At 46.0% G+C, this 12,532-nt stretch carries 13 protein-coding genes; 12 read left to right on the forward strand and 1 reads right to left on the reverse strand.

What is annotated here, in order from left to right; translation table 11 throughout:
• Positions 1-199 precede the first annotated feature (199 nt).
• The 12 genes from Xentx_RS15565 (at position 200) to cobT (ending at position 10,518) form a co-directional block, all read left to right on the forward strand.
• A complete protein-coding gene (locus tag Xentx_RS15565; protein WP_074021310.1) occupies positions 200-820 on the forward strand; it encodes a cobalt-precorrin-7 (C(5))-methyltransferase in 621 nt (206 codons plus the stop codon).
• Complete coding sequence (locus tag Xentx_RS15570; RefSeq protein ID WP_074021312.1) at positions 817-1,401, forward strand: decarboxylating cobalt-precorrin-6B (C(15))-methyltransferase; 585 nt, start codon at positions 817-819, stop codon at positions 1,399-1,401. The genes Xentx_RS15565 and Xentx_RS15570 overlap by 4 nt, the downstream gene beginning before the upstream one ends.
• Positions 1,394-2,197 (forward strand): cobalt-precorrin-4 methyltransferase, encoded by an 804-nt coding sequence (locus Xentx_RS15575; protein ID WP_074021314.1) that lies wholly within the window; start codon positions 1,394-1,396, stop codon positions 2,195-2,197. Before Xentx_RS15570 ends, Xentx_RS15575 begins: the two co-directional genes overlap by 8 nt.
• A 91-nt stretch (positions 2,198-2,288) precedes the next feature.
• A complete protein-coding gene (gene cbiG / locus Xentx_RS15580; RefSeq protein WP_074021361.1) occupies positions 2,289-3,365 on the forward strand; it encodes a cobalt-precorrin 5A hydrolase in 1,077 nt (358 codons plus the stop codon).
• Positions 3,359-4,084 (forward strand): precorrin-3B C(17)-methyltransferase, encoded by a 726-nt coding sequence (locus Xentx_RS15585; RefSeq protein ID WP_074021315.1) that lies wholly within the window; start codon positions 3,359-3,361, stop codon positions 4,082-4,084. The genes cbiG and Xentx_RS15585 overlap by 7 nt, the downstream gene beginning before the upstream one ends.
• Positions 4,081-4,866 carry a cobalt-precorrin-6A reductase gene (locus Xentx_RS15590; RefSeq protein ID WP_074021317.1) on the forward strand — a complete coding sequence of 262 codons (786 nt, stop codon included), beginning with the start codon at positions 4,081-4,083 and terminating at the stop codon, positions 4,864-4,866. The genes Xentx_RS15585 and Xentx_RS15590 overlap by 4 nt, the downstream gene beginning before the upstream one ends.
• Positions 4,867-4,889: 23 nt before the next feature.
• Positions 4,890-5,681, forward strand: a complete 792-nt coding sequence (gene cbiK, locus Xentx_RS15595) for a sirohydrochlorin cobaltochelatase (protein ID WP_074021319.1) — start codon at positions 4,890-4,892, stop codon at positions 5,679-5,681.
• Complete coding sequence (locus Xentx_RS15600) at positions 5,678-6,430, forward strand: cobalt-factor II C(20)-methyltransferase (protein WP_074021321.1); 753 nt, start codon at positions 5,678-5,680, stop codon at positions 6,428-6,430. The genes cbiK and Xentx_RS15600 overlap by 4 nt, the downstream gene beginning before the upstream one ends.
• Positions 6,431-6,489: 59 nt before the next feature.
• On the forward strand, positions 6,490-8,055 hold the full coding sequence (locus tag Xentx_RS15605; RefSeq protein ID WP_074021323.1) for a cobyric acid synthase: 1,566 nt from the start codon (positions 6,490-6,492) through the stop codon (positions 8,053-8,055).
• Positions 8,052-8,597 carry a bifunctional adenosylcobinamide kinase/adenosylcobinamide-phosphate guanylyltransferase gene (cobU, locus tag Xentx_RS15610; RefSeq protein WP_074021325.1) on the forward strand — a complete coding sequence of 182 codons (546 nt, stop codon included), beginning with the start codon at positions 8,052-8,054 and terminating at the stop codon, positions 8,595-8,597. Before Xentx_RS15605 ends, cobU begins: the two co-directional genes overlap by 4 nt.
• Positions 8,594-9,352, forward strand: coding sequence for an adenosylcobinamide-GDP ribazoletransferase (gene cobS / locus Xentx_RS15615; RefSeq protein ID WP_074021327.1), 759 nt, complete (start codon positions 8,594-8,596; stop codon positions 9,350-9,352). Before cobU ends, cobS begins: the two co-directional genes overlap by 4 nt.
• Before the next feature lie 80 nt (positions 9,353-9,432).
• Complete coding sequence (gene cobT / locus Xentx_RS15620) at positions 9,433-10,518, forward strand: nicotinate-nucleotide--dimethylbenzimidazole phosphoribosyltransferase (protein ID WP_074021329.1); 1,086 nt, start codon at positions 9,433-9,435, stop codon at positions 10,516-10,518.
• Positions 10,519-10,567: 49 nt separating this feature from the next.
• Here cobT and Xentx_RS15625 read toward each other — a convergent pair whose 3' ends face one another.
• On the reverse strand, positions 10,568-12,172 hold the full coding sequence (locus tag Xentx_RS15625) for an AMP-binding protein (protein WP_074021331.1): 1,605 nt from the start codon (positions 12,170-12,172) through the stop codon (positions 10,568-10,570).
• Positions 12,173-12,532: the final 360 nt, after the last annotated feature.

Below are 12,532 nucleotides of genomic sequence, written 5' to 3' on the forward strand. Positions count from 1 at the left end.
GGGGCGGAGCAAAAGCGATCAGGAGGCAAAAAAGATGTTCAGTTGATGAGTTGTTTACAGAGCATATTGAATATGTCAGGTTATGTTGATTCTGCTATAAGCCGCAGTGTGATGCCATTCTATTCTCTTTTGATAACCAGGTCTTGGGCTGCAATCGGCCTGTGGACGCAATAGTGAAGGATTTTATGGAGGATTGCCGATGATCACTGTTGTTGGTATTGGCCCCGGTGCCGTTGCAAACCAAACACTAGCTGCGTTGGAAGCTATCAGACAGGCGGAAGTGTTGGTTGGAGGAAAGCGCCATCTCGCTGAATTTCCTCATTTCAACGGAGAAACCCGCCGTTTGGATGCTGATGTGGATGGATTGATGCAGTGGCTTGAACAGAATCAGCATCGGCAAATTATTGTGCTGGCTTCAGGTGATCCCCTCTTTTATGGCATCGGCAAACGAATCACTGAGCATTTTTCTGGACAAAATACCCGCATTATCTCCGGCATCAGTTCAATCCAATATTTGTGCGCCCAAATTTTGCTGGATATGAACGACATTTACCTGACCAGCAGCCACGGACGTAAACCAGATTTTGATTGGCTACTGCAACACGAAAAAATCGCCATGGTAACGGATGACGTTATTGGCCCTTACCAGATTGCGCAAGAAATTCTGGCGCGCAGGCAGCAGCGGCGCATGGTGATTGGTAAAAATTTATCCCATGAACATGAGCAAATAATTTGTTTGCGCGCGGAACAGGTCGTGCAACGCGGCGACATTGATTATGGCCTGAATGTCGTGGTGATTTTAAATGGTGAACCTGAATGAAAGATGAACTGTTTTTGCGCGGTCATCGCATCCCCATGACCAAAGAAGCGGTTAGGGCGCTGGCATTGGAACGATTGGAACTGGAAAAAGCCCGCCGTTTTATCGATGTTGGTGCGGGTACTGGCAGCGTCAGTATTGAAGCGGCATTGCGCTATCCCGCATTGGATATCCTTGCCATCGAACGCAAGGAAGATGCCTTGTTACTGCTGGCTGAAAATGTTCAGCATTTTGGCTGTCATAGGATTCGTATCCAGTCTGGTATTGCCCCTATACCATTAGACAGTACCGCAGAGGCTATTTTCATTGGCGGAACGGGTGGGCATCTGACAGAAATCATTGATTGGGCGTTGCTGCACTTGAACTCAGGTGGACGTTTAGTCATGACTTTTATCCTGCTGGAAAACTTCACGCAAGCATTATCGCACCTGAAATCCTGTCGGGTGACAGCGCTTGATGGACGTGAAATCCAAGTGGGAGAGCTGACGGCACTAGGGCAAGGACATTATTTCAAGCCCAACAATCCCACTTATTTGCTGTCCTGCCAGAAAGAGTCTGAGCAAAAGGAGCAGGATAATGCCTGAATATATTAACTCTGAACAGATAGATAACGTCAGTTTTGATACTGAAAAAGTCTGGTTTGTTGGTGCAGGACCAGGAGATAAGAGCCTGATTACCCTGAAAGGCTATCAATTATTACGTCAGGCGCAAGTGGTGATTTATGCCGGTTCGCTGATTAATCGGGAGTTACTGGATTATTGCCGTGCAGATGCCGAATGCCATGACAGCGCGAGGTTGACGTTATCGGAAATCACGGAATTGATGGTGAATGGCGTGAAAGCGGGCAAGTTGGTGGTTCGCCTGCAAACGGGAGATTTATCGTTGTTTGGCTCCATACGTGAACAGGCTGAAGAACTGGCAAATCACGCTATTGGTTTTGTCTCTGTGCCTGGAGTGAGCTCGTTTCTTGGCGCTGCTGCGCAGTTGGGCGTGGAGTACACCGTACCCGAAGTCGCGCAAAGTTTGATTATCACCCGTATGGAAGGCAGAACGCCAATGCCGCCACGGGAAACGCTGGAAGCCTTCGCCACCCACCAAACTTCAATGGCGATCTTCCTTTCGGTACAGAACATAACAGAGGTTGTGGATCGATTAATTCAGGGAGGATATGGGCAGGAAACCCCTGTTGCCGTGGTTTACAAGGCAACCTGGCCGGATTGCCAGATAGTACGGGGGACATTGGCGACGATTGCTAAACAGGTACGCAGCGCTGGTATTCGTAAAACGGCCTTGATCCTAGTGGGTGCTTTTCTTGGCGAAGAGTATCACTACTCAAAATTGTACGATGCGAGGTTCAGCCATGAATACCGTAGCGCCTGACTTAATATTATCTAACGCAATAGCACCTAAAACTAGGTTACCTAAGACAATGCCATCTAACACGTCACCGAAAACAATGTCACCGAAAACAATGTCACCTAACAAAGAATATGCCTTGTTTTGCCTGACAGAAGGGGGCATGGCGTTGGCTCGTCGTTTGCGAACCCATTTAGCGATGGATTGTTTCACTTCCCCTGAATTGGTGGAGAGTGAATTTACGGATGCCAGTAGCGGGTTCAGGGTATTTGAAGGTGGTTTTGCCAATACGGTACGCAAGGTATTCACCCAATATGGTGCGTTGATCATGGTTGGCGCGACGGGGATCGCTATTCGGGTTATCGCCCCGCTGCTCAAGGACAAAATGACCGATCCAGCGGTTGTCGTACTGGATGAAAAAGGGCAGTTTGCTATTAGTTTATTGTCGGGGCATATGGGGGGTGCAAATAAACTGGCACAACAGATCGCAGATATTCTCGATGGTCAGGCGGTGATCACTACTGCAACCGATGTTAACCAGATCGCCGCATTGGATCTGTTATCGCAAGAAATTGATGGAACAATGGAGAATTTCCGTACCAATGTCAAAACCGTTAATCAAATGCTGGTCAATGGCAAGCGGGTAGGAATTTGGTGGCATCCCAACTTGAGTGATGAAAAAGATCGCTATGACACGCGAGGATTCATTCCAGTTGAATCTCTGGAAGATCGGCTTGAGCTGGATGCTCTGGTATACATCAGCTATGAACGAACAAATCTGGCACTGGCAATCCCCACTTTTAAATTAATTCCACGCCGTATCGTTGCAGGCATTGGTTGTCGGCGGGGAGTGGAAGCGGAACGGCTCGCAAAATTATTAGATCGCCATCTGACGGAACATAACTTTGAATCTTTGGCGCTAAAAACCGTCGGCAGTGTCGAACTGAAAAAAAACGAGCCGGCGTTAATCCAATTGGCACAAGAGCGTCGAATTCCATACCAAATCTTCTCTGTTAATCAGCTTGCCCAGTGTGAACAGACATTTCCGGTTTCTGAATTTGTGCGAAAAACGGTGGGCATAGGCTGTGTCTCCCAACCGGTAGCCTGGCTAATGAGCCAGGGGCACTTGGTTGGTCATACCCTGCGTGAGCAGGGCGTCACCATCACATTAGGAGTATTGCATCCATGTTAACTGTCATTGGAATAGGTCCCGGCAGCGAAGCCATGATGACACAGGAGGCGATTGCTGCATTGAAAGCGGCTGACATCGTGGTGGGTTACAAAACCTACACCCATCTGGTGAAACCACTGGTAGGCGATAAAGAAATTATCAAAACCGGCATGTGCAAAGAGATTGAACGCTGCCAGACAGCCATTGAGCTGGCAGAGCAGGGTAAAAATGTAGCAGTAGTTTGTAGCGGTGATGCGGGTGTTTATGGTATGGCTGGCTTGATTTTGGAGTTGGTCAGCCAGCAAAAGCGGAATGTAGAAGTTCGGCTGGTGGCGGGAGTAACGGCAAGTACGGCTTGCGCTGCCTTGCTTGGTGCGCCATTGATGCATGATTTTTGTCATATCAGCTTAAGCGATCTGCTCACCCCGTGGGAGGTGATTGAAAAGCGGGTGCAGGCTGCGGCAGAAGCCGATTTTGTGGTCTGTTTCTACAATCCCCGTAGTCGCGGACGGGAAGAACATTTGGCACGGGCATTTTCCTTGATGGCTCCGTGGAAAGCACCAGAAACTCCCGTGGGTGTGGTGAAAGCGGCAGGGCGCAAACATGAGGATAAATGGCTGACGACTTTTGGCTCAATGGATTTTTCCCGTGTTGATATGCGCAGTTTGGTGATAGTGGGCAATCAGTCAACGTATATACGTGATGGGCTGATGATCACACCGAGAGGGTATAAGCTATGAAACGGCCATTGGTTCACATTTTTGGCGGTACGAGCGACGCCCGCCAGATTTGCGCGATGATGGATATTGCCGGCATAGATTATGGCTTGTCAGTGGCGACACCGGCGGGAGCACAGCAGGCGATGGGTGTTCGCGGTGAAATTGTTACTGGCAGGATGGAAGCCGAAGAGATGGCTGAATATCTGCAAAAGCGAGGGACGAAAATGGTGATTGATGCGTCCCATCCTTATGCTGAACGGCTGAGTCAAAACATTGTTAGTGCTTGCCAAAAGTTAGGTATCCCTCTGATTTGTTACATTCGCCCCAGCGATATTGATGCTGTTGAACATCCTCTCATCCATAAAGTAGCAACCATTAAGCAGGCGTGTGAAATAGCAACCAATTTGGCAACCCGTATTTTGCTGACAACTGGCAGTAAGCAATTGGCCGAATATATGGCTCAACTGAAAGGAAAAACTGTGCTGGCTCGTGTGTTGCCAACCGCAGAAGTTTTGGCGATGTGTGAATCCTGCGGTTTGTCAGTCGATCAGATTTTTGCCCTGAAAGGCCCATTCAGTGCCGATTTCAATCGGGCATTTTACCAATTTTGTCAGGCGGAGGCCGTCATTACCAAAGAGTCTGGTGAGCAAGGAGGGTTCAGGGAAAAAGTGGAGCCTTGCCTTTTCCTTGGGCTGCCCTGCATCGTGCTCTGTCGCCCAAGGCAACAATTTGCAGGTGAGAGGATCACGCAGGCCAACGGATTGGAAGAGATGGCACAGTTATTGGCGAATTTTGGTGCGTAAATAAACCAATAAGGAAAAGCGAAATGAAAAAAGCATTATTGGTGATAAGTTTCGGAACCAGTTATCCCGAAACGCTGAAAAACAATATTGAAGCCTGTGAGCAGCAATTGGCCTCAGTATTTCCAGACAGGAAACTATTTCGGGCATTTACCTCTGGCATGATCATTCGCAAATTGCGCCAACGCGATGGCATTCACATTGATACTCCCCATGATGCACTGACCAGATTGCATCACACAGGTTATAACGATGTTGCTGTTCAATGCCTGCATATCATTAATGGCGATGAGTATGAAAAAGTGCGGCGTGAAGTTGAGAAATTTCGTCCTCGTTTTAAGCGGTTGGTGCTGGGCACACCTCTACTTAGCCACTTTGATGACTACCTGCAATTGATGCAGGCATTGCACCACCAGCTTCCTCGGTTGGCAGAGAATGAATGTGTCGTTTTTATGGGGCACGGTACAACCCACCCTGCTTTTTCTGCTTACGCCTGTCTGGATCACCTGATGAGCCACTACCATTTTCCGGCACGGGTAGGCGCGGTGGAAAGTTATCCCGAACTTCCTCTGATCATCAAGGGATTAAAAGAGCAAAAAATCCGCAAGGCTTATCTGATGCCATTGATGCTGGTGGCAGGCGATCATGCCACTAATGATATGGCTTCAAATGAAGAAGACTCCTGGAAATCACAGTTAGAGAATGCGGGTATCGTCGCGATCCCCTGGTTACAGGGATTGGGGGAAAACCCGATGATTCGGCAGATGTTTGTCGATCACCTTGCTTACGCGCTAAATGATCAGGAGAAAGCCTTATGAACGCAACAGCAGGAAAATTGTATGTTATGGGCGTTGGTCCAGGTGCCAGTGATCTGATGACTGTACGGGCAGCGCGTATTCTTTCTGAGCTTGATGTGATCTATACCCCAACGGGAAAAAAAGGCGCTAAGAGTCTCGCTCATTCCATCATTGAAGAGTACCTTTCGCCGAAAACGGAAGTTTGCACTTACCATTTTTTAATGAAAGCCGACATGGCAGCAAAACAAGCAGTGTGGGATGAAGTGGCACAAGCTTTGAAAGAGGAAGTGGCTAATGGCAGGAAAGTCGGTTTTATCACTTTGGGTGATCCGATGCTGTTTAGTACATGGGTATTTCTTTTGCAGCGGTTGGTATCGCAACCGATGGCCTCTCCCTCATGGTTGGAAATTGTGCCGGGGATCACCTCATTTTCTGCCATTGCCGCAGCCAGTGCGATGCCACTGGCGATGGAAGATCAAACGTTGGCTGTCATTTCCTGTACCGCTTCTGAAGCTGTCTTAGAGCAAGCATTACTCAATCACGACTGCATTGTCCTGATGAAAGTCTATTCGCGTTTTCCCCTGATCCGTGACCTGCTGCAACGTCACAATCTATTAGAACATGCACTGATGATGGCTGATGCCACTTTGCCGACTGAGCGGTGCTGGTGCGATCTCGCCACACTGTCTTTCAGTGAAAAGGAGTGGGGGAAAGGTTTATCTTATTTTTCAACGATTTTGGTTAATAAAAACTGGCAGTTATCAAAGTGAATGATAGTGGTATGCCGGTGGCGGGTAAAAGTACACGGTGAAATAAGGGAGGAAATAGAATGACATTATCGCTGATGGTTCAGGGAACGGCATCTGATGCAGGTAAAAGTGTGCTGGTAGCAGGATTTTGCCGGATATTTGCCCAAGATGGTTATCGTTGCACTCCCTTTAAATCACAAAATATGGCGCTTAATTCTGGGGTTACCGCAGATGGCAAAGAGATGGGACGAGCGCAGATATTTCAGGCGGAAGCAGCGGGAATTATGCCGGATGTACGTATGAATCCGGTATTGTTGAAACCCACCAGCGATCGCAAGGCTCAGGTAATTTTTATGGGGAAAGTGATGTGTAGCATGAATGCGGTGGAATATCACGAATATAAACCCCAATTGCTCCAGCAGATTTTGATGGCATATAACGGGTTAGCAGCAGAAACGGATATCATGGTGTTAGAAGGTGCGGGCAGTCCGGCAGAGATCAATTTGCGTGATCGCGATATTGTTAATATGGGGATGGCTGAATTAGTGGATGCTCCGGTCATTTTGGTAGCAGATATTGATCGTGGTGGTGTATTTGCGTCCATCTACGGCACATTAGCCTTGCTTAAACCTGAAGAAAAAGCCCGTATCAAGGGGGTGATCATCAATAAATTTCGCGGTGATGTCTCTTTGTTGCAATCAGGGATCGATCAGATCGAAGCCTTGACACAAGTTCCGATATTGGGGGTATTGCCGTGGCTGGAGCTTGATCTGGAAGATGAAGACAGTGTCGCTTTGCAGGTGGGTAAATATGATCGTCAGCAGCAAAAAACAGAAAATTGTCTGGTTATTGCTGTCATCCAATACCCCCATATTGCCAATTTCACCGATTTCAATGCGCTGGCAGCTCAATCGGATGTACATTTGCGTTATATCTCCAAACCTTCTGAACTGCAACAAGCCGACCTTATTATTCTTCCCGGCAGCAAGAATACATTGGCAGATTTGGCCTGGTTGAAAACCCAGGGTTTTGAGCCGGCAATTATCACGGCTCATCAGAAAAATGTGCCGATTATCGGGATCTGTGGTGGTTATCAAATGTTAGGTAAGCAGATTGTGGATAGGGTGGAATCCGGCTTAACCCAAATGGCAGGATTAGGGTTATTGGATACGGAAACGGAATTTGCCAATGAAAAGCAGACCGCACAAGTTAGGGGGGTAGTCGTGCCGGCATTGTCAGGTGTGCTGGAATTATGCAGTGAACAACCGATTGCGGGTTATGAAATCCATATGGGAGCCACTCGGCTTGGTCAGCAGGCAACGCCTTTTGCTCAAATTCATTGGCGCAATGGCGAGGAAAAAAATAGTGAAGAAGAAAACGGGTTTGATGGTGCTGTTACTCAAGATGGTTTGGTGATGGGAAGTTACCTGCATGGTCTGTTCGATCAAAACACGTTTACTCGCCCATTATTAAATCAATTGCGGATAAGAAAAGGCTATGTTCCACTGGAAAATGTGGCCTTTAATTACCTCCAGCACAAAGAAAAACAATTCAATAGGTTGGCTGACAGTATGCGTGAGCATCTGGATATCGCACAGATTTATCAATTAATGCATGAACACACATCTGGCGGAGTTATGCCATGATTTTGGTGACAGGCGGAGCTCGCAGTGGCAAGAGTACCTACGCTGAACGCCTGCTCGCTAAACAGTGCGAGCGGGTGTTATATATCGCGACGGCACAGGTCACAGATGAAGAGATGGCGGCTCGTATTGAGCGACATAAACAGGAGCGTCCGGCACATTGGCGAACCTGGGAAGGTCATCAAAATTTAGGCTCTGTTATCCGCCAGCACCGTCAACCCCAAGAGGGCGTTATACTAGAATGTGTTACCACATTAATTGCCAACTTGTTGTTTGACTTATCGGGTGGTGTATCACCCGATAAACTTGATTTCGCATCATTAGAGGTGATTATCCATCACCAGATCGATGACCTGATTGATGCTAGCTTGATGTGTCCGATGCCAGTATATTTAGTGACCAACGAGTTGGGGATGGGCATTACACCTGAAAACCGATTGGCACGCCATTTTGTCGATATTGCTGGACGTGCTAACCAAAAGTTGGCACAAGCGGCTAAAGAAGTCTGGCTGATGGTTTCGGGCATTGGAGTGAAGATTAAATGAAACTGCACCTTTTTTGGGCCACACTACAATTTATGACACGGCTTCCAATCCCGCAAAAGTGGGCGGAAGGCGTCGGTTTTCGTCAATATTGGCGTGGTGTGCCCTATTTTCCATTGATTGGGTTAATTGTTGGTGGTTTGGCTGGCTTGGTATCACTTTTGATCAGCCAGTCGGGTGGGGGAATGTATATTGGTGCGATGGGTTATGTGTTGGCTTTAGCTTTATTGACGGGAGGGTTACATTTAGATGGATTGGCGGACACGTGTGATGGGCTTTTTTCTTCCCGCCAGCGAGAAAAAATGCTGGAGATCATGCGCGATAGCCGGCTTGGAACTTATGGCGGTGTCGGGTTAATTTTCTGTATCTTGCTTAAAACATTAGCTGTCGTTGAATTATCTTATCATCTCCCCCTCTATTTGCTTGCCCTGTTGACCTGTGCATCGATTGTCGGACGTACAGCCGTGGTGCTTTTAATGTATGCACAACGTGACGCCCGTGAAGGTGAGGGAATGGGAAGCAGTTATATTGGCCAAATTAGCTTTTCTGCAACGATGCTGACTTTGTTGGTTGGTGTTGTATTGGTGATGGCATTGGGGAATTGGCAAACCTTGTCGGCAATGATGGTGTCATTGCTTGTGGTTTACGGACTTGCCCTCTATTTCAATTATCGCCTTGGTGGACAAACTGGCGATATGCTGGGGGCTTCCATTGAGGTAGGGGAAATTGTTTTTTTGATGGCAATGATTTGGCAATAAACAAAGTCAATCAGGAGAGAATAATCAGATGTGACGCGGGCATTTTACGCTCAGGCAGAATGTCAATTGGATGGATAACCATGACACTACAATCATTGATTGATGCGATTCAACCTCTGGATCGGGGAAAGATGGAACAAGCGGCACAGCACATTGATAGCTTAGTCAAACCATTGGGAAGTTTGGGGCGCCTTGAAGCATTGGCGATACAACTATTGGGTATGCCTGGTATTGCGGGTCTACAAAACCTGCGAAAAGAGGTTATCGTCATGTGTGCTGATCATGGTGTATATGACGAAGGCGTAGCGATTTCCCCTAAAAACGTTACGGCCATACAGGCACGCAATATGCTGAAAGGGTTAACCGGTGTTTGTGTGCTGGCAAAAAACAGCGGAACACATATCTTGCCCGTGGATATTGGCATAGATTGTGATCCTATCGAACACATGTTGTCCCTTAAAATAGCACGGGGTTGCGGCAATATTGCTAAAGAGGCCGCGATGGATTATGAACACGCTGAAATGTTGTTGCTGGCAAGTGCACAATTGGTTCAACAGCGCATTGCGGCAGGAATAATGGTATTTGGTATTGGGGAGCTGGGGGTTGCCAATACGACTGCGGCAGCCGCCGTTATCAGTGTCCTGACAGGAAATGATCCCTGTGATGTGGTTGGGTTAGGCGCTAATTTACCTTCTGAGCGGCTGGCACATAAACAATCCATTGTACGGCAGGCTATTGCCATCAATCAGCCAGATAATAAAAACGCCATTGATGTATTGGCAAAAGTGGGAGGATTTGAGCTTGTCGGCATGGCCGGTGTGATTCTGGGAGCGGCAGCTTCTGGTGTACCTGTGATACTTGATGGTTTCTTGTCCTATGCATCTGCATTAGCCGTATGTCAAATATCCCCCATAGCACGGGATTATTGCATCCCTTCCCATATGTCGGCAGAAAAAGGTACGAAACTGGCGTTGCAATATTTGAATTTGCAACCCTATTTGGATTTAGATTTGCGTCTTGGTGAGGGTAGCGGTGCGGCCATGGCTATGTCCCTGATTGATGCAGCCTGCTCTATGTATTGCCATATGGGGAAATTAGCAAGCAGTGGGATCAGTCTGCCGGCGTTAGAAAGGCCGCACGTAATAGCGCCGTCTTTAAACAGATAAATTAAGTCCAATGGATTAATTTATCGTTATTATCTTTATGCTGGTTATATCAGTCTTTGACACGTTTTCTCAATTGATCTTTTACCACTTTGCCATTGGCATTTCGCGGTAAAGTTAAAAACGTATATCCTTTGGGGCGTTTATACCGTGCTACTACTGTACAAATATAATCATTTAACTCTTGCTCCGTGATTAATGCATTTCCGTCGAGTTCAATAAAAGCATGGGGAACTTCTCCCCAATAGGGATCGGGTTTTGCCACAACAGCGGCAGCCAAAACCCCCGGATAACTGGACAGGGCATTTTCCAGCTCAAGACTGGAAATATTCTCACCACCGGAAATAATGATATCTTTTTTTCTATCGATGATTTTAATATAGCCATCAGGATCGACGACGGCTAAATCACCAGTATAAAACCATTGATTGGTGATCTCCGGTATAACATGACGTACAGGATCATAAGCTGCTACGATATTACCGCGAATAGCGATCTCGCCGATGGTTTTGCTATCAAAAGGAACTGCTGAGTTGTTTTTATCAATAACGCTCACCTGCCCTTGTAAATTAGAAACAATTCCCTGACGCATCCGTTTTAATACTTTTTCTGATTCTGGTAGTGCTTTCCATTCATGCTTATTTTCACAAACAACTACAGGACCATAAGTTTCGGTTAATCCATAAACATGCGTTGCACTGATACCGACCTCGTCCAGCAATGAAAACATCATTTCTGTCGGTGGTGCGCCTGCAATCAGGCCATAAACGCGTCCACCAAAATGTTTTTTATGCTTTTGCGTTATCTTGCCTAAAGAGTAGTGAATAATCGGAGCACCACAATAATGGGTTACGTGATGTTCCTGGATCAGTTGCATTGCTTCTTCTGCATCAAATTTCCTTATGCAGATGTGTGTGCCAGCCCGTGCCGCAACTGTCCACGGGAAACACCAACCATTGCAGTGAAACATGGGAAGAGTCCATAAAAAAATGGGATTCTTGGGCATGTCCCAATCCAGGATATTGGAAATAGCATTTAAAAATGCTCCACGGTGAGAATAAACAACCAGTTTTGGTTGCCCACTGGTGCCCGAAGTGGAATTGATACTGATAGCGGCTTGTTCGTCAATTTGGCTAAATGAGAGTGTCTTTGATGAGTGTTCGGTCACCAGTGATTCGTAAGATATAAATTCATGTCCGGCAGGAGATACAGGAATAGCTGAGTTGTTTTCATCAACAATAATTATCTTAATTGAATTATTGAAATAGACATTATTTAATAGTGAAAGATAACTTTTGTCGATGAATAATATTTTGGGATGCAGTTTTTCAAAAACAAAATTTAATGTGGCTGTATCTGTTCGGGTACTCAAAGCATTGAGGATACCACCAGACAAAGGAACAGCAAAATGTAATTCAAGCAATTCGTGAATATTGGGTAAAATAGCCGAGACTACACTTCCTTTATCCACCCCCATTTGTTGCAGAGAGATAGCAATTCTTTCACAACGATTGGCATATTGATACCAGGTCCAACGCTGTTTTCCATCAATGATGGCTATATCATTACCATTGCTTAATACAGCCCTTTTAAGAAATAAAATCGGTGATAATGCTGTACCGGTATATTCATGTAAGAATGAATTATCGAGAATCATACTTTTCACTCCATATTATTATCGTTAACAAAATGTTATGTACTTTAAAAGTAATCTCTGGCAGAGGAATAAGCAATGTCGGAAAAATTTAAGGAGGGAGTTTTATTTCAATTTTCCATGTAAATAATGTGATCTTATTTTATGTTTTTTAATATGCTGCTTTCATTTATTAAGTTTGATAAAGTCACGGTTTAAAAATAAATTGAAGAATTATATTTTAGATAATAAAAAAACGCTCACCACTAATACAAAAGGAAAAGCTAAGTCCTCAAGAGAAATTAATTGCAAATTGGTCACCATAACCAGCTAATAATGTATTGATCTCATATTCCATGGTTTCCTGAGTCCAGGTGATAAAAC

Source organism: Xenorhabdus thuongxuanensis, assembly GCF_001908095.1.
Lineage (GTDB): Bacteria > Pseudomonadota > Gammaproteobacteria > Enterobacterales > Enterobacteriaceae > Xenorhabdus > Xenorhabdus thuongxuanensis.

Excerpts from the sequence above, each read along its gene's own strand:
- cobT (WP_074021329.1), top strand. The coding sequence starts at position 9,433 with ATGACACTACAATCATTGATTGATGCGATTCAACCTCTGGATCGGGGA.
- cbiK (WP_074021319.1), top strand. The coding sequence starts at position 4,890 with ATGAAAAAAGCATTATTGGTGATAAGTTTCGGAACCAGTTATCCCGAA.
- Xentx_RS15590 (WP_074021317.1), top strand. The coding sequence starts at position 4,081 with ATGAAACGGCCATTGGTTCACATTTTTGGCGGTACGAGCGACGCCCGC.
- Xentx_RS15575 (WP_074021314.1), top strand. The coding sequence starts at position 1,394 with ATGCCTGAATATATTAACTCTGAACAGATAGATAACGTCAGTTTTGAT.
- Xentx_RS15585 (WP_074021315.1), top strand. The coding sequence starts at position 3,359 with ATGTTAACTGTCATTGGAATAGGTCCCGGCAGCGAAGCCATGATGACA.
- Xentx_RS15625 (WP_074021331.1), bottom strand. The coding sequence starts at position 12,172 with ATGATTCTCGATAATTCATTCTTACATGAATATACCGGTACAGCATTA.
- Xentx_RS15565 (WP_074021310.1), top strand. The coding sequence starts at position 200 with ATGATCACTGTTGTTGGTATTGGCCCCGGTGCCGTTGCAAACCAAACA.
- Xentx_RS15605 (WP_074021323.1), top strand. The coding sequence starts at position 6,490 with ATGACATTATCGCTGATGGTTCAGGGAACGGCATCTGATGCAGGTAAA.
- cobU (WP_074021325.1), top strand. The coding sequence starts at position 8,052 with ATGATTTTGGTGACAGGCGGAGCTCGCAGTGGCAAGAGTACCTACGCT.
- Xentx_RS15600 (WP_074021321.1), top strand. The coding sequence starts at position 5,678 with ATGAACGCAACAGCAGGAAAATTGTATGTTATGGGCGTTGGTCCAGGT.
- Xentx_RS15570 (WP_074021312.1), top strand. The coding sequence starts at position 817 with ATGAAAGATGAACTGTTTTTGCGCGGTCATCGCATCCCCATGACCAAA.
- cobS (WP_074021327.1), top strand. The coding sequence starts at position 8,594 with ATGAAACTGCACCTTTTTTGGGCCACACTACAATTTATGACACGGCTT.
- cbiG (WP_074021361.1), top strand. The coding sequence starts at position 2,289 with ATGTCACCTAACAAAGAATATGCCTTGTTTTGCCTGACAGAAGGGGGC.